The sequence below is a fragment of the Streptomyces sp. GMY02 genome, from assembly GCF_019056675.1.
GTDB lineage: Bacteria > Actinomycetota > Actinomycetes > Streptomycetales > Streptomycetaceae > Streptomyces > Streptomyces odonnellii.
Map to the genome: position 1 here is coordinate 2089191 of NZ_CP077658.1, position 22151 is coordinate 2111341.

11 protein-coding genes, 2 rRNA genes and 2 pseudogenes are annotated in these 22151 nt (G+C 66.8%); 2 read left to right on the plus strand and 13 right to left on the minus strand.

From position 1 onward, the window contains the following. Positions 1-68 precede the first annotated feature (68 nt). The 7 genes and pseudogenes from KQY30_RS08650 to KQY30_RS37395 form a co-directional block, all read right to left on the minus strand. Positions 69-3189, minus strand: a 23S ribosomal RNA gene (locus KQY30_RS08650). A 306-nt stretch (positions 3190-3495) separates the two neighbouring features. Beyond that, positions 3496-5021 (minus strand): 16S ribosomal RNA (locus KQY30_RS08655). The 16S and 23S rRNA genes sit together here, the layout of an rRNA operon. Positions 5022-5470: 449 nt before the next feature. Continuing rightward, complete coding sequence (locus KQY30_RS08660) at positions 5471-7156, minus strand: ribonuclease J (RefSeq protein ID WP_217306339.1); 1686 nt, start codon at positions 7154-7156, stop codon at positions 5471-5473. A gap of 197 nt (positions 7157-7353) precedes the next feature. Beyond that, positions 7354-8253, minus strand: a complete 900-nt coding sequence (gene dapA, locus KQY30_RS08665; RefSeq protein WP_217306340.1) for a 4-hydroxy-tetrahydrodipicolinate synthase — start codon at positions 8251-8253, stop codon at positions 7354-7356. Positions 8254-8474: 221 nt separating this feature from the next. Then, positions 8475-8993 carry an FAD-dependent thymidylate synthase gene (thyX, locus tag KQY30_RS37385; RefSeq protein WP_367997477.1) on the minus strand — a complete coding sequence of 173 codons (519 nt, stop codon included), beginning with the start codon at positions 8991-8993 and terminating at the stop codon, positions 8475-8477. A 147-nt stretch (positions 8994-9140) separates the two neighbouring features. Then, positions 9141-9410, minus strand: a pseudogene (locus KQY30_RS37390) (thymidylate synthase (FAD), intein-containing); the annotation flags it as partial. Beyond that, a pseudogene (locus KQY30_RS37395) lies at positions 9390-9698 on the minus strand (FAD-dependent thymidylate synthase); the annotation flags it as partial. The pseudogenes KQY30_RS37390 and KQY30_RS37395, both read right to left, overlap by 21 nt. 222 nt (positions 9699-9920) lie before the next feature. On the opposite strand from KQY30_RS37395, the gene KQY30_RS08675 reads away from it, so the two are divergent. Then, positions 9921-10487: a hypothetical protein gene (locus KQY30_RS08675; protein ID WP_217306342.1), complete on the plus strand. Its 567-nt coding sequence runs from the start codon at positions 9921-9923 to the stop codon at positions 10485-10487. A gap of 185 nt (positions 10488-10672) precedes the next feature. Here KQY30_RS08675 and KQY30_RS08680 read toward each other — a convergent pair whose 3' ends face one another. From KQY30_RS08680 to eccD, 6 genes are all read right to left on the minus strand, one after another. After that, positions 10673-11125 (minus strand): hypothetical protein, encoded by a 453-nt coding sequence (locus KQY30_RS08680; protein WP_217306343.1) that lies wholly within the window; start codon positions 11123-11125, stop codon positions 10673-10675. 82 nt (positions 11126-11207) lie between these two features. Further along, complete coding sequence (gene dapB, locus KQY30_RS08685) at positions 11208-11960, minus strand: 4-hydroxy-tetrahydrodipicolinate reductase (RefSeq protein ID WP_217306344.1); 753 nt, start codon at positions 11958-11960, stop codon at positions 11208-11210. A 127-nt stretch (positions 11961-12087) separates the two neighbouring features. Next, positions 12088-13464, minus strand: coding sequence for a pitrilysin family protein (locus KQY30_RS08690; protein ID WP_217306345.1), 1377 nt, complete (start codon positions 13462-13464; stop codon positions 12088-12090). Next, positions 13461-15692 (minus strand): polyribonucleotide nucleotidyltransferase, encoded by a 2232-nt coding sequence (locus tag KQY30_RS08695; RefSeq protein WP_217306346.1) that lies wholly within the window; start codon positions 15690-15692, stop codon positions 13461-13463. The genes KQY30_RS08690 and KQY30_RS08695 overlap by 4 nt, the downstream gene beginning before the upstream one ends. Positions 15693-16049: 357 nt before the next feature. Next, positions 16050-16340 (minus strand): 30S ribosomal protein S15, encoded by a 291-nt coding sequence (rpsO, locus tag KQY30_RS08700; RefSeq protein WP_030351649.1) that lies wholly within the window; start codon positions 16338-16340, stop codon positions 16050-16052. 190 nt (positions 16341-16530) lie between these two features. Beyond that, positions 16531-18009 (minus strand): type VII secretion integral membrane protein EccD, encoded by a 1479-nt coding sequence (eccD, locus tag KQY30_RS08705; RefSeq protein WP_217306347.1) that lies wholly within the window; start codon positions 18007-18009, stop codon positions 16531-16533. A 162-nt stretch (positions 18010-18171) separates the two neighbouring features. Between eccD and eccCa the strand changes: the two genes are divergently transcribed. Then, complete coding sequence (gene eccCa / locus KQY30_RS08710; RefSeq protein ID WP_217306348.1) at positions 18172-22125, plus strand: type VII secretion protein EccCa; 3954 nt, start codon at positions 18172-18174, stop codon at positions 22123-22125. Positions 22126-22151 lie beyond the last annotated feature (26 nt).

The window sequence follows — 22151 nt, forward strand, 5'->3', positions numbered from 1 at the left end:
AAACCAACCCGCCGGAACTGTCACGGCTGTTCGTGGTCTCAGAACTAACACAGTGGACGCGAGCAACTGAGGACAAGCCCTCGGCCTATTAGTACCGGTCAACTCCACCAGTCACCTGGCTTCCATATCCGGCCTATCAACCCAGTCGTCTACTGGGAGCCTTACCCCCTCAAGGGGATGGGAGTCCTCATCTCGAAGCAGGCTTCCCGCTTAGATGCTTTCAGCGGTTATCCCTCCCGAACGTAGCCAACCAGCCATGCCCTTGGCAGAACAACTGGCACACCAGAGGTTCGTCCGTCCCGGTCCTCTCGTACTAGGGACAGCCCTTCTCAAGACTCCTACGCGCACAGCGGATAGGGACCGAACTGTCTCACGACGTTCTAAACCCAGCTCGCGTACCGCTTTAATGGGCGAACAGCCCAACCCTTGGGACCGACTCCAGCCCCAGGATGCGACGAGCCGACATCGAGGTGCCAAACCATCCCGTCGATATGGACTCTTGGGGAAGATCAGCCTGTTATCCCCGGGGTACCTTTTATCCGTTGAGCGACGGCGCTTCCACAAGCCACCGCCGGATCACTAGTCCCGACTTTCGTCCCTGCTCGACCCGTCGGTCTCACAGTCAAGCTCCCTTGTGCACTTACACTCAACACCTGATTACCAACCAGGCTGAGGGAACCTTTGGGCGCCTCCGTTACCCTTTAGGAGGCAACCGCCCCAGTTAAACTACCCATCAGACACTGTCCCTGATCCGGATCACGGACCCAGGTTAGACATCCAGCACGACCAGAGTGGTATTTCAACAACGACTCCACAACCACTGGCGTGGCCGCTTCACAGTCTCCCACCTATCCTACACAAGCCGAACCGAACACCAATATCAAACTATAGTAAAGGTCCCGGGGTCTTTCCGTCCTGCTGCGCGAAACGAGCATCTTTACTCGTAATGCAATTTCACCGGGCCTATGGTTGAGACAGTCGAGAAGTCGTTACGCCATTCGTGCAGGTCGGAACTTACCCGACAAGGAATTTCGCTACCTTAGGATGGTTATAGTTACCACCGCCGTTTACTGGCGCTTAAGTTCTCAGCCTCGCCCCACCGAAATGGAGCTAACCGGTCCCCTTAACGTTCCAGCACCGGGCAGGCGTCAGTCCGTATACATCGCCTTACGGCTTCGCACGGACCTGTGTTTTTAGTAAACAGTCGCTTCTCGCTGGTCTCTGCGGCCACCCCAAGCTACCGGCAGCAAGTGCCTTGACCTGGTGTGGCCCCCCTTCTCCCGAAGTTACGGGGGCATTTTGCCGAGTTCCTTAACCATAGTTCACCCGAACGCCTCGGTATTCTCTACCAGACCACCTGAGTCGGTTTAGGGTACGGGCCGCCATGAAACTCGCTAGAGGCTTTTCTCGACAGCATAGGATCATCCACTTCACCACAATCGGCTCGGCATCAGGTCTCAGACTTATGTTGCACGGATTTACCTGCACAACGCCCTACACCCTTACCCCGGGACAACCACCGCCCGGGCTGGACTACCTTCCTGCGTCACCCCATCACTTACCTACTACCACCTTGGATCGACGGCTCCACCACTCCCCTTTGCCCGAAGGCTCCAGGGCGGCTTCACGGCCTTAGCATCAATGGATTCGATACTGGGCGTTTCAAAGCGGGTACCGGAATATCAACCGGTTGTCCATCGACTACGCCTGTCGGCCTCGCCTTAGGTCCCGACTTACCCTGGGCAGATCAGCTTGACCCAGGAACCCTTAGTCAATCGGCGCACACGTTTCCCACGTGTGAATCGCTACTCATGCCTGCATTCTCACTCGTGAACCATCCACCACTCGCTTACACGGCGGCTTCACCCGGCACACGACGCTCCCCTACCCATCACAGCGGGCGTTGGCCCTCATGCTGCAATGACACGACTTCGGCGGTATGCTTGAGCCCCGCTACATTGTCGGCGCGGAATCACTTGACCAGTGAGCTATTACGCACTCTTTCAAGGATGGCTGCTTCTAAGCCAACCTCCTGGTTGTCTCTGCGACTCCACATCCTTTCCCACTTAGCATACGCTTAGGGGCCTTAGTCGATGCTCTGGGCTGTTTCCCTCTCGACCATGGAGCTTATCCCCCACAGTCTCACTGCCGCGCTCTCACTTACCGGCATTCGGAGTTTGGCTAAGGTCAGTAACCCGGTAGGGCCCATCGCCTATCCAGTGCTCTACCTCCGGCAAGAAACACACGACGCTGCACCTAAATGCATTTCGGGGAGAACCAGCTATCACGGAGTTTGATTGGCCTTTCACCCCTAACCACAGGTCATCCCCCAGGTTTTCAACCCTGGTGGGTTCGGTCCTCCACGACCTCTTACAGCCGCTTCAACCTGCCCATGGCTAGATCACTCCGCTTCGGGTCTTGAGCGCGCTACTAAAACGCCCTATTCGGACTCGCTTTCGCTACGGCTCCCCCACACGGGTTAACCTCGCAACACACCGCAAACTCGCAGGCTCATTCTTCAAAAGGCACGCAGTCACGAGAACAAGGCAAGCCTTGCTCCGACGCTCCCACGGCTTGTAGGCACACGGTTTCAGGTACTATTTCACTCCGCTCCCGCGGTACTTTTCACCATTCCCTCACGGTACTATCCGCTATCGGTCACCAGGGAATATTTAGGCTTAGCGGGTGGTCCCGCCAGATTCACACGGGATTTCTCGGGCCCCGTGCTACTTGGGAAATCTCCAAACGAGCCGTACAAATTTCAGCTACGGGGGTCTTACCCTCTACGCCGGGCCTTTCGCATGCCCTTCGCCTACCCATACGGTTTCTCACTCGCCGACCGGCCGGCAGACCGATCCAGAAAACTCCCACAACCCCGCATGCGCAACCCCTGCCGGGTATCACACACATACGGTTTGGCCTCATCCGGTTTCGCTCGCCACTACTCCCGGAATCACTGTTGTTTTCTCTTCCTGAGGGTACTGAGATGTTTCACTTCCCCTCGTTCCCTCCACACTGCCTATGTGTTCAGCAGCAGGTGACAGCCCATGACGACTGCCGGGTTTCCCCATTCGGACACCCCCGGATCACAGCTCGGTTGACAGCTCCCCGGGGCCTATCGCGGCCTCCCACGTCCTTCATCGGTTCCTGGTACCAAGGCATCCACCGTGCGCCCTTAAAAACTTGGCCACAGATGCTCGCGTCCACTGTGCAGTTCTCAAACAACGACCAGCCACCCACCACCCCGCCATACAGCGAGTTCACTGGGACCGGCACTGAAGAAACAGGCAACACACTCGCCCGTGCCCTCAGACACCCAACAGCGCGCCCGACCCGACCAGCACCACAGACCCACGTTCCACGCCGAAGCAGTACTAGTGAACCCATCATGCCGATCGTGCCGAATAGTCAACGTTCCACCCATGAGCTGACCACCGCCGGACACTTGCCGGCGTAGTGGCTCTGGACCCCGTTGGGGGTCTAGATGCTCCTTAGAAAGGAGGTGATCCAGCCGCACCTTCCGGTACGGCTACCTTGTTACGACTTCGTCCCAATCGCCAGTCCCACCTTCGACAGCTCCCTCCCACAAGGGGTTGGGCCACCGGCTTCGGGTGTTACCGACTTTCGTGACGTGACGGGCGGTGTGTACAAGGCCCGGGAACGTATTCACCGCAGCACTGCTGATCTGCGATTACTAGCAACTCCGACTTCATGGGGTCGAGTTGCAGACCCCAATCCGAACTGAGACCGGCTTTTTGAGATTCGCTCCGCCTCACGGCATCGCAGCTCATTGTACCGGCCATTGTAGCACGTGTGCAGCCCAAGACATAAGGGGCATGATGACTTGACGTCGTCCCCACCTTCCTCCGAGTTGACCCCGGCAGTCTCCTGTGAGTCCCCATCACCCCGAAAGGCATGCTGGCAACACAGAACAAGGGTTGCGCTCGTTGCGGGACTTAACCCAACATCTCACGACACGAGCTGACGACAGCCATGCACCACCTGTACACCGACCACAAGGGGGCTGACATCTCTGCCAGTTACCGGTGTATGTCAAGCCTTGGTAAGGTTCTTCGCGTTGCGTCGAATTAAGCCACATGCTCCGCTGCTTGTGCGGGCCCCCGTCAATTCCTTTGAGTTTTAGCCTTGCGGCCGTACTCCCCAGGCGGGGAACTTAATGCGTTAGCTGCGGCACCGACGACGTGGAATGTCGCCAACACCTAGTTCCCAACGTTTACGGCGTGGACTACCAGGGTATCTAATCCTGTTCGCTCCCCACGCTTTCGCTCCTCAGCGTCAGTAATGGCCCAGAGATCCGCCTTCGCCACCGGTGTTCCTCCTGATATCTGCGCATTTCACCGCTACACCAGGAATTCCGATCTCCCCTACCACACTCCAGCCTGCCCGTATCGAATGCAGACCCGGGGTTGAGCCCCGGGCTTTCACATCCGACGCGACAAGCCGCCTACGAGCTCTTTACGCCCAATAATTCCGGACAACGCTTGCGCCCTACGTATTACCGCGGCTGCTGGCACGTAGTTAGCCGGCGCTTCTTCTGCAGGTACCGTCACTCACGCTTCTTCCCTGCTGAAAGAGGTTTACAACCCGAAGGCCGTCATCCCTCACGCGGCGTCGCTGCATCAGGCTTCCGCCCATTGTGCAATATTCCCCACTGCTGCCTCCCGTAGGAGTCTGGGCCGTGTCTCAGTCCCAGTGTGGCCGGTCGCCCTCTCAGGCCGGCTACCCGTCGTCGCCTTGGTAGGCCATCACCCCACCAACAAGCTGATAGGCCGCGGGCTCATCCTCCACCGCCGGAGCTTTCAACCCTCCCCCATGCAGAGAAGAGTGTTATCCGGTATTAGACCCCGTTTCCAGGGCTTGTCCCAGAGTGAAGGGCAGATTGCCCACGTGTTACTCACCCGTTCGCCACTAATCCACCCCGAAAGGCTTCATCGTTCGACTTGCATGTGTTAAGCACGCCGCCAGCGTTCGTCCTGAGCCAGGATCAAACTCTCCGTGAATGTGCACCGGATATCCGGTATCACACACGAGAGCGGAACCACCGGCCGGAATAGGACCAGTGGTTCACAGCGTCCTCGCTGTGTTTCTTCTTCAAAGGAACCTCAACCTGCCGGAACAGAAAACCGTTCCCGCTGGTCGGGGTATCAACATATCTGGCGTTGACTTTTGGCACGCTGTTGAGTTCTCAAGGAACGGACGCTTCCTTTGTACTCACCCTTCCGGGCTTTCCTCCGGGCTTTTCCCTTCGGTCTTGCGTCTCCGACTTTATCAGACTTTATTGAGTCGGATTTTCCTTCCCTCGGGGAAGGCACTGGGCAGGTCTTTCGCCCCGGCTTCCCCCTCAGGTGGAGCCGTAAACGTACTGGAGCGGGGGGCGTCGACGCAAATCGAGGCCCCCCGCTCCCGTAGCCGGCGTCAGATGGCTGTCGCCGGGCGGTCGTTGCGGGGGTCAGACCTCGACGACGACCGGGAGGATCATCGGGCGCCGGCGGTAGGTGTCGGAGACCCACTTGCCCACCGTGCGGCGTACGAGCTGCTGGAGCTGGTGCGGTTCCGCGACGCCGTCCTGGGCCGATCTCGCGATGGCCTCTTCGACCTTGGGCAGTACGGCGCCGAACGCAGCGTCCTCGATACCGGAGCCGCGGGCCTGGAAGTGCGGGCCGCCGACGACCTTGCCGGTGGTGGAGTCGACCACCACGAAGACCGAGATGATGCCCTCGTCGCCGAGGATGCGCCGGTCCTTGAGGGAGGTCTCGGTGACATCGCCGACCGAGAGTCCGTCGACGTACACGTAACCGGCCTGGACCTTGCCCACGATCTTGGCCCTGCCGTCGACGAGGTCGACGACCACGCCGTCCTCGGCGATGACGATGTGGTCCTTGGGGACCCCGGTCAGCGCGCCCAGTTCGGCGTTGGCCCGCAGATGGCGCCATTCGCCGTGGACCGGCATCAGGTTCTTGGGCCGGCAGATGTTGTAGAAGTACAGCAGCTCGCCGGCCGAGGCGTGGCCGGAGACATGGACCTTGGCGTTGCCCTTGTGGACGACGTTCGCGCCCCAGCGGGTCAGGCCGTTGATGACGCGGTAGACGGCGTTCTCGTTGCCCGGGATGAGCGAGGAGGCCAGGATCACCGTGTCGCCCTGCACGATCCGGATCTGGTGGTCGCGGTTGGCCATACGGGAGAGGGCCGCCATCGGTTCGCCCTGCGAGCCGGTGCAGACGAGGACGATCTCGTGATCGGGGAGGTCGTCGAGCGTCTTGACGTCGACGACCAGGCCCGTGGGCACCCTGAGATAGCCGAGATCGCGGGCGATGCCCATGTTGCGGACCATCGAGCGCCCGACGAAGGCGACCCTGCGGCCGTATTCGTGGGCGGCGTCGAGGATCTGCTGGATCCGGTGGACATGGCTGGCGAAGCTGGCCACGATGATGCGCTTCTGGGCGCTGCCGAAGACCTGGCGCAGGACATTCGAGATGTCGCGCTCGGGCGGGACGAAGCCCGGGACTTCGGCGTTGGTGGAGTCGGCCAGCAGCAGGTCGATGCCCTCCTCGCCGAGCTTGGCGAAGGTGGGCAGATCGGTCAGTCTGCGGTCCAGCGGAAGCTGGTCCATCTTGAAGTCGCCGGTGTGGACGGCCATGCCCGCGGGGGTGCGGATGGCGACGGCCAGGGCGTCGGGGATGGAGTGGTTGACGGCGACGAACTCGCAGTCGAAGGGGCCGATGCGCTCGCGGTGGCCCTCGGTGACCTCAAGGGTGTACGGGCGGATACGGTGCTCCTGGAGCTTCGCCTCGATCAGTGCGAGGGTCAGCTTGGAGCCGATCAGCGGGATGTCGTTCTTCAGCCGGAGCAGAAACGGGACACCGCCGATGTGGTCCTCGTGGCCGTGCGTGAGCACGATGCCGTCGATGTCGTCGAGGCGGTCCCGGATGGTGGTGAAGTCCGGCAGGATCAGGTCGATACCGGGCTGTTCCTCCTCCGGGAAGAGGACGCCGCAGTCGACGATGAGCAGACGGCCGTTGTACTCGAAGACCGTCATGTTGCGGCCGATCTCGCCGAGACCGCCGAGCGGGGTGACGCGCAGGCCGTTCTTGGGCAGCTTCGGCGGGGCACCGAGTTCAGGATGCGGATGACTCAAAAGACTCTCCTCACCACACGCGCCACGTACCGCTGAGGCACGTGGCGCGCATGACATTCGTGCACTTGCTGTTGTCTTGTTGACTGTTTTGTTGGTGTTTCGTTGAGCTTGTTGACCGACCCTTCGGTTTGCCGACAGGTCTGTCGTTGGATCCCTCAGATCCGCTGTCTTCGCTTATTCAGTTGTGAAGTCAATGACTAGAGCTGTACCCCGCCGGCCGCGAGATCGATCTTGAGCTCGGCGGTTTCCTGGGGCGACAGTTCCACGAGCGGGAGCCGCAGCGGTCCCGCGGGAAGCTTCCGGAGCGCGAGGGCGGCCTTGGTGGTGATGACGCCCTGGGTCCTGAACATGCCGGTGAAGACCGGCAGCAGCTTCTGGTGGATCTCGGTGGCCTTCTGCACATCACCGGTGAGGTGGGCGTCGAGCAGTTCGCGCAGCTCCGGGGTGACCACATGGCCGACGACGGAGACGAAGCCGACCGCGCCGACCGAGAGCAGCGGCAGGTTGAGCATGTCGTCGCCCGAGTACCAGGCAAGGCCGGACCGGGCGATGGCCCAGCTCGCACGGCCGAGGTCGCCCTTGGCGTCCTTGTTGGCGACGATGCGCGAGTGCTGGGCGAGCCGGACGATCGTCTCGGTGTCGATGGGGACGCCGCTGCGGCCCGGGATGTCGTACAGCATCACCGGCAGCTCCGTGGCGTCGGCGATGGCGGTGAAGTGCCGGAAGAGACCTTCCTGCGGCGGCTTGTTGTAGTACGGCGTGACGGCGAGCAGGCCGTGCGCGCCGGCGCGTTCCGCGGCGCGGGCCAGCTCCAGGCTGTGGCGGGTGTCATTGGTGCCGACGCCGGCGACGATATGGGCCCGGTCTCCCACGGCCTCCAGAACGGCCCGTACGAGCTGGTCTTTCTCCGCGTCGCTGGTGGTCGGCGACTCACCGGTGGTGCCGTTCAGGATCAGGCCGTCGTTGCCCGCGTCCACGAGATGGACGGCGAGCTGCTGGGCACCGTCGAGGTCGAGTGCGCCGTCCGCCGTGAAGGGCGTGACCATGGCGGTGAGGACCCGCCCGAAGGGGGTCTGCGGAGTGGAGATCGGAGCCATGGGTAACACGCTACTCGCTGCTCAGCTCACCGTGTCCCTTTGGGGGACGGGACGAGGCGGGACAAGAGGAGCCCGGCACTGCCTGCTCGGGGGTTCAAGCAGTGCCGGGTCCGTTTGATCAGCCTAGATGAACTTCTCGAAACGCCGCAATACGGACGCATCACCCCGGAGACCGCACATCCGTGCCCCCGACGGGGCTCCGCCCCTGTCCTGAACAGGCGCTAAGGGGCGATACGCCCATTGGCATTGAAGGCCGCATGGGTGAGGGGCATGAGCTTCGACCAGTGCTCCTCCATGCGCTCTCCGACCATCTCGATCTCGCGCTGCGGGAAGGACGGCACCTTCGCCTGTTCGTGTTGGGTGCGCAGACCGAGGAAGTGCATCAGCGAGCGCGCGTTGCAGGTCGCGTACATCGACGAGAACAGTCCGACCGGCAGGACCGCGCGGGCGACCTCACGGGCCACACCCGCGGCCAGCATCTCCTGATAGGCCTCGTACGCCTGGACGTAGGAGTCCTTCATCGCGCGCTCGGTGATCTCCTGCTGGGCGGCGCTCCCGTGCACGAACTGGTACTTCCCGGGGCGGCCCTGCTGGACCAGCTTGCGGTCCTCGCCGGGGACGTAGAAGACCGGCTGGAGGTTGCGGTAGCGGCCCGACTCCTCGTTGTACGAGTTGTGGACGACGATTCCCGCTGCCACGAAGTTGTGCCAGGGGCCCTCGACGGAGAGGTCGTACGTCATCTCCTCGCCGTCCTCGGTGACGGAGACGACCGGGTCGGGACGGGCCGGGGCGGGCTCACGTTCGGCGACGGAGCCGCTGTCCGCCAGCACGGTGTCGCCCGCCGTCAGCTCGCCCGCCTTGCGCCAGCCGTCCGGGGTCAGGACGGCGTGGTCGACCGTGGCCCGCAGCTCACGGCCGCCGGCCGTGACGATCCTGATCAGCGGCTTCACGCCCGACTCGATGACATCGGCGATACGGGCCCGGCGGGCGGCCAGGGTCTCCTCGTCGTAGCAGCGGACCTCCGTACTGCGGTCCGTCGCGTCCTGGTGCCAGCGGCGGTGCAGCTCGGCGATGGTCAGGCGGTGAGGGGTCCCCGTACCGCCCCCCAGGGTGATCTCCGTGTCGCCCGCGACGCACCAGCCGACGCGGTGCCGCATGAACTCGCGGAAGACGAAGATCGGGGCGCTGATGAAGAAGGTCATCGAGTTGTGCTCGAAGGGGCTGCCGTGGCGGTCCCGCATCAGAAAGTTGATCAGCCCCTTCGAGCGCTCCGGGTCCTTGGACAGCTCTTCCAGGGACTGCTCGCCCGCGGTGGACACACGCGCGGCCCACAGCACATCGCTGTCACTGGCGGAGTGCTTCACCAGATCCACGGTGACATCGCTGCGGAAGCCGGGCCTGGTCTCCGTGGTCTCTGCGGAACTGTCGGCGGGGGTGTCGCTCACCTGCGGGGGTCCTTCCATCGCTTCGCTCGGGCGGCGCCCACTCTACGGCGCGGCACTGACAGCCCGGTGAGCCGTACGCTGATCAGGCCGTCCCCTGCCGTGGTCCCGCCGGACAAGCGGCGGGGCTGACTCGTCCGGCCCCCTGGGGTGGTCCGGTGCGGTGCGCGATCGGTAGCCTCACGAGGCACAGCAATCGAGCGTGCTTGTGAGTGAGGATCAGTCGTGCCCCTGCCCTTCCTGACGGCCGACCGGGCTTTTGACGCGACCAACGAGGATGTCGCGCTGCCGTTCGACGATCATGACCAATGGCGGCGTCCGTACCGCCCCGGCCCCTGGCGGGTGGTGGCGGCCGCGCTGCTTCTGCTGCTCGCCTCCTTCGTACTGCTGGCGGCGATGATCATCGCCTTCGCCGGTGCCGTGCCGGGTGCCACGCTGTGTCTGGGCCTCGCTCTGGTGATGATCGCCGTCGCGCTGCGGCTGCTGCGGGTCGGGGCGTGGGTGAGCCGGCACGGGGTACGGCGGGTGGCTCTGCTCCGGACCACGACCGTGGCCTGGGACCGGATCACCGCCGTACGGACGGTCCAGCAGCCGGTGCGCTGGCTGGGGCTGCCCCGTACCGTCCAGGGGCAGGCGCTTGTCGCTGTCCGCCGGAAGGGTGAGGCGCTGCCGCTGCTGACCGACCACAACGCGGATTTCCTGGCGCGGACCGAGGCCTTCGACCGGGCGGCCGACACGGTCGAGGCCTGGGGCGACGAGTACCGCCGCCCCGAGGAGCAGCGGCGTCACTGACCGGCTTCCGGGGCCCGCGTGCCCCGGGACCGGTCGGCACCGGGGTGATCAGCGCCTCGTACGGGCTGCGCGGCCCGTACACCGTTGACGCGCACACATGGAGCGGGGTCCGGCCTCTTCGGCCGGACCCCGCTCTTCGTGCTGCCGTGCTCTTCGTGCCGCTGCCGGCTCTTCGTACCGCTGCCTCAGGCCTGGACCGGCTTGCCGTCGTGGAGTGCGATGGCCCGCTGCATGGCCTTGCGGGCGCGCGGGGTGTCCCGGGCGTCGTGGTAGGCGATGGCAAGGCGGAACCAGCAGCGCCAGTCGTCGGGCGAGTCCTCGGTCTGCGCCCTGCGCTCGGCGAACACGGCGTCGGCCGACGTGCGGTCGATCCGGCCGCCGGGCGTACGGACCAGTTCGTCCACCGGCAGTCCGCCCTCGGCGTCCAGCTCGGCCGCGAGCCGGTTGGCGTGGCTGACGAACTGGGTGTTCTTCCAGAGGAACCAGACGCCGATGACCGGCAGGACCAGGACCGCGACACCGAGGGCGACGGTGAGCGCGGTGCCCTGCTTGATCAGCAGCACTCCGCGGCTGCCGGCCAGGACGAAGTAGATGACCAGGACGGCGGCCGTGACGCAGTAGGTGATCTTCGCACGCATGGGTGTCAGCTCGGGTCGGGTCGGCTCGGAATCGGACGGGGTGGTGCAGGGCGGTCGGTGCTGGCCGGTCGGTACAGGCCGGTCAGTTCAGACCGAGGAAGTGTTCCAGGCCGTAGGTGAGCCCCGGGGCCGAGGACACCCGCCGTACGCCCAGCAGGATGCCCGGCATGAAGCTGCTGTGGTGCAGGGAGTCATGGCGGATGGTGAGGGTCTCGCCCTCGCCGCCCAGGATGACCTCCTGGTGCGCCAGCAGGCCCCGGAGCCGTACGGAGTGCACCGGCACGCCGTCGACATCCGCGCCGCGCGCGCCCTCCAGCGCCGTGGCCGTGGCGTCGGGCTGCGGGCCGAGACCGGCGTCCGCGCGGGCCGCGGCCACGAGCTGGGCGGTGCGCTGCGCGGTGCCGGAGGGCGCGTCGACCTTGTTCGGGTGGTGCAGTTCGATGACCTCGACCGATTCGAACCAGCGGGCGGCCGTCTCGGAGAACTTCATCGTGAGGACCGCGCCGATGGAGAAGTTCGGCGCGACCAGCACGCCGGTCTCCGGGGAGCCGGCCAGCAGCTCCCTGAGCCGTGTCAGCCGCTCCTCGTTCCAGCCGGTGGTGCCGACGACCGCGTGGATGCCATGGCGTACGCAGAAGTCGAGGTTGTCCAGCACCGCGGCGGGGGTGGTCAGCTCCACCACGACCTGGGCACCGGCGTCGACCAGGGACTCCAGCTTGTCGCCCTGGTCGAGGGCGGCGACCAGTTCCAGGTCGTCGGCGGCCTCGACGGCCCGTACGGCCTCGGAGCCGATACGGCCCTTGGCACCGAGAACGGCCACACGCAGCTTGCTCATCGTTCTGTTTCCTTAACGCCTCAACGGCTTACGGCCTACGGCTTCGGGGTCGGGGGCTCTTCGAGGACGGGGTTTTCGGGAACGGGGGCCTTCGCGAACGGCGGTCGGCCCGGTGCGGACGGCCCGGTCAGGAGACCGCCTCGTCGAGACGCGCCGCCTGCTTGTCCTTCAGCGGGCCTATGACGGACAGCGAGGGCCTGTGCCCCAGCACATCACGGGCCACCGTGCGGACATCGTCGGGGGTGACCGCGGCTATCCGCCCCAGCATCTCGTCCACCGACATCTGGGCGCCCCAGCACAGCTCGCTCTTGCCGATACGGTTCATCAGCGCCCCGGTGTCCTCCAGACCCAGGACCGTCGAGCCGGAGAGCTGCCCGACGGCGCGATGGATCTCCTCGTCGCCGAGGCCCTCGGCGCAGACCCGGTCCAGTTCGTCGCGGCAGATCTTCAGCACATCGTGGACCTGGCTGGGCCGGCAGCCCGCGTACACCCCGAAGAGCCCGCAGTCGGCGAAGCCCGAGGTGTACGAGTACACGCTGTAGGCGAGGCCGCGCTTCTCCCGTACCTCCTGGAAGAGCCGGGAGCTCATACCGCCGCCGAGGGCCGTGTTCAGTACGCCGAGTGCCCAGCGGCGCTCGTCGGTACGGGACAGTCCCGGCATCCCGAGGACGACATGGGCCTGCTCGGTCCTGCGGTCGAGCAGTTCGACCTTGCCCGCGGTGCGTACGGCGCGGCTGCCGTCGCGGGGCGCGACGGGCACGGCGTCCGTACGGGACAGTGCGCCGGCCTTTTCGAACGCCTTGCGGACCTGTCGTACCACCGTGGCGTGGTCGACATTGCCCGCGGCGGCGACGACCAGGTGCCTCGGGTCGTAGTGCTTCTTGTAGAAGCGCGCGATCCGGTCGCGGTCCAGGTCGTTGACGGTGTCGACGGTGCCGAGGACCGGGCGGCCGAGGGGGGTGTCGCCGAACATGGTGTGCGCGAACAGATCGTGCACGCAGTCGCCCGGGTCGTCCTCGGTCATGGCGATCTCTTCGAGGACGACTCCGCGTTCGGCGTCGACATCGGCGGCCTCGATGAGCGAGCCGGTCAGCATGTCGCAGACCACGTCGATGGCGAGCGGCAGATCGGTGTCAAGCACCCGCGCGTAGTAGCAGGTGTACTCCTTCGCCGTGAAGGCGTTCATCTCGCCGCCGACCGCGTCGATGGCGGAGGAGATGTCGAGGGCGCTGCGCCTGCTGGTGCCCTTGAAGAGGAGGTGTTCCAGATAGTGGGTGGCGCCGTTGAGGGCGGGCGTCTCGTCGCGTGAGCCGACCTGCACCCAGATGCCGAAGGTCGCGGAGCGGACCGTGGGCAGGGTTTCGGTGACGACGCGCAGTCCGCCGGGGAGGGTCGTACGGCGGACGGTGCTGATGCCGTCCCGGCCCTTGAGCAGGGTTTGGGTACGGGCGACGGCCCGCGCCTCGGATGAGGTGCGGGCCGTCGCCTGGAAGCCGGCCGTCACTGGGTCGCGTCGTCCTTCGCCTCTTCGGCGGCTGCGGTTCCCTCGTCCTCGTCCTCGATCACGGGGATGAGGGACAGCTTGCCGCGCTGGTCGATCTCGGCGATCTCGACCTGGACCTTCTGGCCGACACCGAGGACGTCCTCGACGTTCTCCACACGCTTGCCGCCGGCGAGCTTGCGGATCTGCGAGATGTGCAGCAGTCCGTCCTTGCCGGGGAGCAGCGACACGAACGCGCCGAACGTGGTCGTCTTGACGACCGTGCCCAGATAGCGCTCGCCGACCTCCGGCATGGTCGGGTTGGCGATGCCGTTGATCGTGGCGCGGGCGGCCTCGGCGGCCGGTCCGTCGGCGGCACCGATGTAGATGGTGCCGTCGTCCTCGATCGTGATGTCGGCGCCGGTGTCCTCCTGGATCTGGTTGATCATCTTGCCCTTGGGGCCGATGACCTCGCCGATCTTGTCCACCGGGATCTTGACGGTGATGATCCGCGGGGCGTTCGGGGACATCTCGTCCGGGACGTCGATGGCCTCGTTCATCACATCGAGGATGTGGAGGCGGGCGTCGCGGGCCTGCTTCAGCGCGGCGGCCAGGACCGAGGCGGGGATGCCGTCGAGCTTGGTGTCGAGCTGGAGCGCGGTGACGAAGGTCTTCGTACCGGCGACCTTGAAGTCCATGTCACCGAAGGCGTCCTCCGCACCGAGGATGTCGGTGAGGGTGACGTAGTGGGTCTCGCCGTCGATCTCCTGGGAGATCAGGCCCATGGCGATACCGGCGACGGGCGCCTTGAGCGGCACACCGGCGTTCAGCATCGACATGGTGGAGGCGCAGACCGAGCCCATGGACGTCGAGCCGTTGGAGCCCAGCGCCTCGGAGACCTGGCGGATGGCGTACGGGAACTCCTCGCGCGTCGGCAGCACCGGTACGAGCGCGCGCTCGGCCAGGGCGCCGTGGCCGATCTCGCGGCGCTTGGGCGAGCCGACACGGCCGGTCTCTCCGGTGGAGTACGGCGGGAAGTTGTAGTTGTGCATGTAGCGCTTGCGCGTCACGGGGGAGAGCGTGTCGAGCTGCTGCTCCATCCGGAGCATGTTCAGCGTGGTGACACCCAGGATCTGGGTCTCGCCGCGCTCGAACAGCGCCGAGCCGTGGACCCGCGGAATGGCCTCGACCTCGGCGGCGAGCGTACGGATGTCCGTGACGCCACGGCCGTCGATACGGATCTTGTCCTTGATGACACGCTCACGGACCAGGGACTTGGTCAGTGAGCGGTAGGCGGCGGAGATCTCCTTCTCGCGGCCCTCGAACTGCGGGAGGAGCTTCTCTCCGGCGAGGACCTTGACACGGTCCAGCTCGTTCTCGCGCTCCTGCTTGCCCGCGATGGTGAGCGCCTGGGCCAGCTCGGACTTGACGGCCGAGGTGAGGGCTTCCAGGACGTCGTCCTCGTAGTCGAGGAAGATCGGGAACTCGCCAGTGGGCTTGGCGGCCTTGGCGGCGAGGTCCGACTGCGCCTTGCAGAGGACCTTGATGAAGGGCTTCGCGGCTTCCAGACCGGCGGCGACGATCTCCTCGGTGGGAGCCTCGGCGCCGTCCTTGACGAGCTGGATGGTGTTCTCGGTGGCCTCGGCCTCGACCATCATGATCGCGACATCGCCGTCGTCCAGCACACGGCCCGCGACGACCATGTCGAAGACCGCGTCCTCCAGCTCCGTATGGGTCGGGAAGGCGACCCACTGGCCCTTGATCAGGGCGACACGGGTGCCGCCGATGGGGCCGGAGAAGGGGAGGCCCGCGAGCTGCGTGGAGCAGGAGGCGGCGTTGATCGCGACCACGTCGTACAGGTGGTCGGGGTTGAGCGCCATGATCGTCTCGACGACCTGGATCTCGTTGCGCAGGCCCTTCTTGAAGGACGGGCGCAGCGGGCGGTCGATGAGCCGGCAGGTGAGGATGGCGTCCTCGGAGGGGCGGCCCTCGCGGCGGAAGAAGGAGCCGGGGATCTTGCCGGCCGCGTACATCCGCTCCTCGACGTCGACCGTCAGGGGGAAGAAGTCGAGCTGGTCCTTGGGCTTCTTGGAAGCGGTGGTGGCCGACAGCACCATGGTGTCGTCGTCCAGGTAGGCGACGGCGGAACCGGCGGCCTGGCGGGCGAGCCTGCCCGTCTCGAAGCGGATGGTACGGGTGCCGAAGGTGCCGTTGTCGATAACGGCCTCGGCGTAGTGGGTCTCGTTCTCCACTAGTGCTTTCTCCTCGTCTTCGTCCGGTGCCCGTGTGGCAGGGGACGTGGCGGAGAAGCGCTCCTTGGTGCGGGCCGGTCTTCGATCGAAGCACCCGGGGCGAGCGGCTCGGGCCGCGTGCCCTTCCGGGGGCCACTACCGAGGACCGGCGGCGGCGGAGTTCGCTCCTCCTGTTGTCGTCTGTTCAGTTGTGCTCGTGCGTCCAGATTACTGAGCTTCGCCGCGGGATGACATTCCGGTTGTCCCGGGCGGGGCGACGGCGGCGCCCCGTACATACGGCGCGGTGTTCCGTACGGCCCCGTACATACGTCGAAGGGAGCGGTCCCCGGATGTGGGAACCGCTCCCTTCACGGTGTCTTACTTGGCACCGCCGGCCGCGCCGCGGCGGATGCCGAGGCGGTCGACCAGCGTACGGAAGCGCTGGATGTCCTTCTTGGCCAGGTACTGCAGCAGCCGGCGGCGCTGGCCGACCAGGATCAGCAGACCGCGCCGGGAGTGGTGGTCGTGCTTGTGGGTCTTGAGGTGCTCGGTGAGGTCCGAGATCCGGCGCGACAGCATGGCGACCTGGACCTCGGGGGAGCCGGTGTCACCTTCCTTGGTGCCGAACTCGGTCATGATCTGCTTCTTCGTAGCGGCGTCGAGTGACACGCGTACTCCTCGTGAGGCTTCGTGGCCACCGAGTGCCCCAGGTCGAATACTCTGGGGAGCTTCCATTACTCGGGAGGCTGGGGTCCGCCGGGCGCTGACCGAGGAGACGGTGCTCCGGGGTCACATACACAGACGGCCGTCACACAGGGTACCAGCCCCGCGGCAGGCGCCTTCCCGGGGCCTCTTCGCGCTAGCTGGTGAGGGCGCGGGCCGCGGTGAAGACGTCGAGTACGGCGAGGCAGAGCGGTACGAGCGAGAGCAGTACGGCGCCCTCGGCCAGGTCGAGAAGCCGGCCCCAGAAGGGCGAGAGGCCCTTGCGGGGGATGATCAGGCCGATCGCGGTGATCAGGGCCGCGCCCGCGGCGACACTGGCGGCGAGCCAGATCGTACGGATGTCGAGGGCGCCGCGGTCGCCGTACACCAGGAGTTCCCTGACCGGGTCGGCGGGCGGGTTCAGGGAGAGGCCGAGGATCAGCAGGGCGATCGCGGAGATGCCCGCGACGAGCACACAGGTGACCTGCGAGGTGTAGCGGAAGAGCCGGGAGCGCAGCAGCATCGCGAGGCCGGCGGCGAGCGCGAGGACCTGGCCCCACACGGTGTCCGAGAAACCGAGGACGGCGGCGGCGCCGACCACGACCGCGGCGCAGCCGCCGACCAGGCCGAGCAGCATCTCGTGGCCGCGGCGGGCCTGGGCGGCGATGCGCTCGGCGTCGACGGGTTCACCGACGGGGGCGGCGTTCGGGTCGGCGAAGGTGTCGTCGCCGAAGTCGGCTCCGGCGGCGCGCGGGGTGGCGTAGCCGATGGGCAGCCGTGCGAAACGGGCGGAGAGTCCCGGCAGGAAGGCGACGATGCCGATGGCGACCGGGGCGCAGACGGCGGCGGTGCCGGTGGCCGACGCCTCGGTCAGGATCATCACGAAGGTGGCGAGGGTGCCGACGGTGGCCAGGAAGGTGGCGGCGACGAACGGGGCGTCGCCGCTCGGGGTGAGTGCGACAAGGGCGACGGACGCGACCAGGACCGTGACACAGCCGAGGAGGAACTGGAGCCGGCCGGGGCCCTGCCCCGCGTCGGGGCCGATGATCCCGGAGCCGCCGATCAGCAGCAGCGGAAGCGCGCCGAGTCCGAGGGCGACGGCGCTGGAGCGGTCCGCGTACACCCGTGCCCGTACGCCCGCGAAGGCGGTGAGCAGCAGACCGGCGGCGCCCGCGATGACGCCGGGGAGGCTGTGCATGTCGTGGCGTACCGGGTCGGCGAACCAGAGGACGAAGCCCATCAGGACCAGCAGCAGGACTCCGCCCACCAGCCCTGCGGAGCGCAGGAGTTCGTCGCTCCAGAGGTGGCGGTCGCGGCGGACGGCGGAGGCGACGGCGTCCGAGACGTCGTCGAAGACCGCGGGCGGCAGGGATTCCGCGAAGGGGCGCAGGCTCAGGACCTCGCCGTCGAGCACCTGCTGGGCCGCGAGGGTACGGGCGCTGTCGAGTACGGTGCCGTCCCGCCTGACCAGGTGGTATCCGGTGGGGGTGCCCGGTGCCTGGGTCTGGCCGGTCAGCCTGAGGATCTCCGGGTGGACGTCGGCGACGGCGATGTCCTCCGGGAGCGCGACATCGATCCTGCTGTCCGGCGCCACGACAGTGACGCGGCAGAAGCCCGTCGCTGCGGTCGTACTCACGTGTCTGACCCCCTGATTCGCGGTTGCGCACGATGCGCGCGCCACCCTACCGGGACCGGTGGCGCGGGGCTGCAAGTAGGATCGCGGTCGCGCGGAGGGAGACCGTCGCCACGGGGGCGCCGGTACGGAACTGCCCGTCCGTCTTGAGGGATTGATGCGCCGGTGAGCCAGATAGTCGTCAAACGCCCACCGCGGTCCCTTCCGCCGGAAGTGCCCGCGGACGCACTGGCCCTGGAGCCGCCGCCCGAACTGCCGCGGGGGCAGCGGGAGGGCATGCTGATGCAGATCCTGCCGGTGCTCGGCATGGGCTCGTCGGTGGTCTTCTTCTTCTCGCCGCAGGCACCTCCGTTCATGCGGATCATGGGCGTGCTGATGCTGTTCTCGACGCTCGCGATGGTGATCGCGCAGATCGTCAGATTCCGCCGGGGTACGCAGGGGCAAATTGCCGATGTCCGGCGCGACTACCTCAAGTACCTCGCGCAGACGCGTCGTACGGTGCGCAGGACGGCGCGTGCGCAGCGCGACGCGCAGCTCTTTCTGCATCCCGCTCCGGAACAGCTCTGGTCGGTGGTGGCCGAGGGGTCACGGGTGTGGGAACGGCGGGTCGGGGACCGGGACTTCGGGCAGCTCAGGATCGGGCTCGGCGCGCAGCAGCTCGCCACTCCGCTGATCGCGCCGGACACGGCGCCGGTGGATGAGCTGGAGCCGCTGTGCGCGGGGGCGATGCAGCAGTTCCTCGCGGTGCACGGCTCGCTGGACGGGCTGCCGATGGCCGTGTCGATGCGTGCCTTCTACCACGTGACGGTGTCCGGTGAGCCGGAGTCGGCGCAGTCGGCGGCGCGCGCTCTGGTGGCCCAGCTCGTGACGCTGCACTCGCCGGAGGATGTGATGGTCGCGGTGGTGGCCGCGCCGGGGGCGGTCGCGCGCTGGGACTGGACGAAGTGGCTGCCGCACACGCAGGTGCCGGGACAGATCGACGGCGCCGGTACGAAGCGGCTGTTCGGTGACGATCTCGGCGAGCTGGAGCAGCTTCTGCGCGGCAGGCTCGACGGACGGCCCCGGTTCGGCCGGGACAGTCAGCCGGTGCTGGACCAGCCGCATGTGGTGGTCGTGCTGGACGGCGGGATGGTGCCGCCGGACTCGCTGTTCGCGGCGGCCGAGGGGCTCCAGGGCGTGACGATCGTGGAGGTCGTCCCGGGTGAGCTGGACGAGCCGCGCGGCGGTCTGTCCGTGGTGGTGCGGCCCGGGCGGCTGCGGCTGGAGTCCGGCGCGGGCCTCGCGTACGAGGGCGTGCCGGACGGGATCTCGCTGCCGGCCGCCGAGGCGCTCGCGCGGCAGCTCGCCCCGCTGCGCACGGGCGGCGGCGACGAGGACGAACCGCTGCTCGCCAACCTGGACTTCACGGATCTGCTCGGTCTCGGCGACGCGGGGGCGGTCGATGTGACCCGCACCTGGCGGCCCCGCTCGACGGCGGAGCGGCTGCGGGTGCCGATCGGGGTCGGCGAGGACGGCCAGCCGGTGATGCTGGACCTCAAGGAGGCGGCGCAGGAGGGCATGGGGCCGCACGGGCTCTGTGTCGGCGCGACCGGTTCCGGCAAGTCGGAGCTGCTGCGGACGCTGGTGCTGGGGCTCGCCGTCACGCACTCGTCGGAGACACTGAACTTTGTCCTCGCGGACTTCAAGGGCGGCGCGACCTTCGCGGGGATGTCGCAGATGCCGCATGTGGCGGCGGTCATCACCAACCTCGCGGACGATCTGACCCTGGTCGACCGGATGGGCGACGCGATCCGCGGTGAACTCCAGCGCCGTCAGGAGCTGCTGCGCTCGGCGGGCAACTACGCCAATATCCACGACTACGAGAAGGCACGGGCGGCGGGCGCGGCGCTGGAGCCGCTGGCCTCGCTGGTGCTGGTGATCGACGAGTTCTCCGAACTGCTCACCGCCAAGCCCGACTTCATCGACATGTTCATCCAGATCGGCCGGATCGGCCGCTCCCTCGGCGTGCATCTCCTGCTGGCCTCGCAGCGGCTGGAGGAGGGCAAGCTGCGCGGGCTCGACACGTACCTCTCGTACCGGATCGGTCTGCGCACCTTCTCGGCGGCCGAGTCGCGTACGGCGCTGGGGGTGCCGGACGCGTACCACCTGCCGTCGGTGCCCGGTTCCGGCTATCTCAAGTTCGGTACGGACGAGATGACCCGCTTCAAGGCGGCGTACGTCTCCGGTACGTACCGCACCGGTGGCCCGGATCTCTCGGTGGGGCAGCTCCATGTGGAGCGGCGGCCCGCGCTGTTCACGGCTGCGCCGGTGCCGGTGGTGTACGCGGCCCCGGACCCGGCGGCCCTCCTGGCGCCGTCGAACGCGGACGACGACGCGCTGGCGGACACGGTGCTCGATGTGATCGTGCGGCGGCTGGACGGGCAGGGCGTGCCGGCGCACCAGGTGTGGCTGCCGCCGCTGGACGAGGCGCCCACGCTCGACCAACTGCTGCCGGGAATCGCGGCGACCCCGGAGCGCGGGCTGCACGCGACCGAGTACAGCCGTCCGGGCGGTCTCGCCGTTCCGCTCGGCCTGATCGACAAGCCCTTCGAGCAGCGCCGCGAGGTCCTCTACCGGGACTTCTCCGGCGCGGCCGGCCATATGCTGGTGATCGGCGGCCCGCAGTCCGGGAAGTCGACCCTGATGCGGACGCTGATCTCGTCGTTCGCCCTCACCCACACCCCGCACGAAGTGCAGTTCTACGCACTCGACTTCGGCGGTGGCGGTCTCTCCTCGCTCGCCGATCTGCCGCATGTCGGCGGTGTCGCCTCCCGGCTGGACCCCGAGCGGGTGCGGCGTGCGGTCGCCGAGGTGCTGGGAGTGCTCAACCGGCGCGAGGAGTTCTTCCGTTCGAGCGGCATCGACTCCATCGCGACCTACCGGCGCCGGCGCGCGGCGGGTGAACTGCCCGGTGAGGCCTGGGGAGATGTGTTCCTGGTCATCGACGGCTGGGGCGGATTCAAGAACGACTACGACATGCTGGAGCCGGTGATCTCCGACATCGCGGCGCGCGGTCTCGGCTATGGCGTCCATGTGGTGGTGACCGCCGCGCGCTACATGGAGGTGCGGGCGGCGCTCAAGGACCAGATGCTGGGCCGTCTTGAGCTGCGGCTCGGCGATGTCATGGACTCCGAGTTCGACCGCAAGGTCGCGGCGAACGTCCCCACGGGGGTGCCCGGCCGGGGCCAGGTGCCGGAGAAGCTGCACTTCATGAGCGCGCTGCCGCGGATCGACGGGGTGAGCGGAGCGGCCGATCTCTCGGACGGTCAGCGGGAGTTCGTCACAGCGGTCAGGCAGAGCTGGCCGGGGCCCGCGGCGCCGACCGTACGGCTGCTGCCGCGCAAGCTGCCGGCCGAACAGCTTCCCGGGGGCGGCGAGTTCCCGCAGCACGGCATCGCGATCGGTATCGACGAGACCAATCTGGAGCCGGTGTTCGTCGACTTCGAGACCGACCCGTTCTTCATGGTCTTCGGCGAGAGCGAGTCGGGGAAGACGGCGCTGCTGCGGCTCATCGCCAAGCAGATCTCCGAGCGTTACGCCCCTGAGCAGGCACGCATCGTGGTCGGCGACTACCGGCGCTCGATGCTGGAGGGCGTACCGTCCTCGCATCTGCTGGAGTACGCGCCGATGGCGTCCGCCATGCAGATGCACATGAACGCCATCGGTACGGTCATGGAGAAGCGGGCGCCGAAGCCGGACATCACTCCGCAGCAGCTCAGGGACCGGAGCTGGTGGAACGGCCCGCAGCTCTTTGTGATCATCGACGACTACGAACTGGTCGCGACCAACTCGGGCAATCCGCTGGCCGGTCTGGTGGAGCATCTGCCGTTCGCACGCGACGTCGGTATCCGCTTCATCGTGGCACGCAGCGCGGCCGGTGCCTCACGCGCCATGTACGAGCCGTTCATGCAGCGCATGAAGGAGCTGGGCGCGCAGGGGCTGATCCTCTCCGGTGATCCGGGCGAGGGCGACATCCTCGGCAATGTGCGGGCCCGGCGGATGCCTCCGGGCCGCGGCACCTTCGTGTCCCGCAAGCGCGGCGCGCCACTCGTACAGGTGGGGTGGCTGCCGGACCGGTAGATCGTCACGCCGTGTGGCGGTCCGGC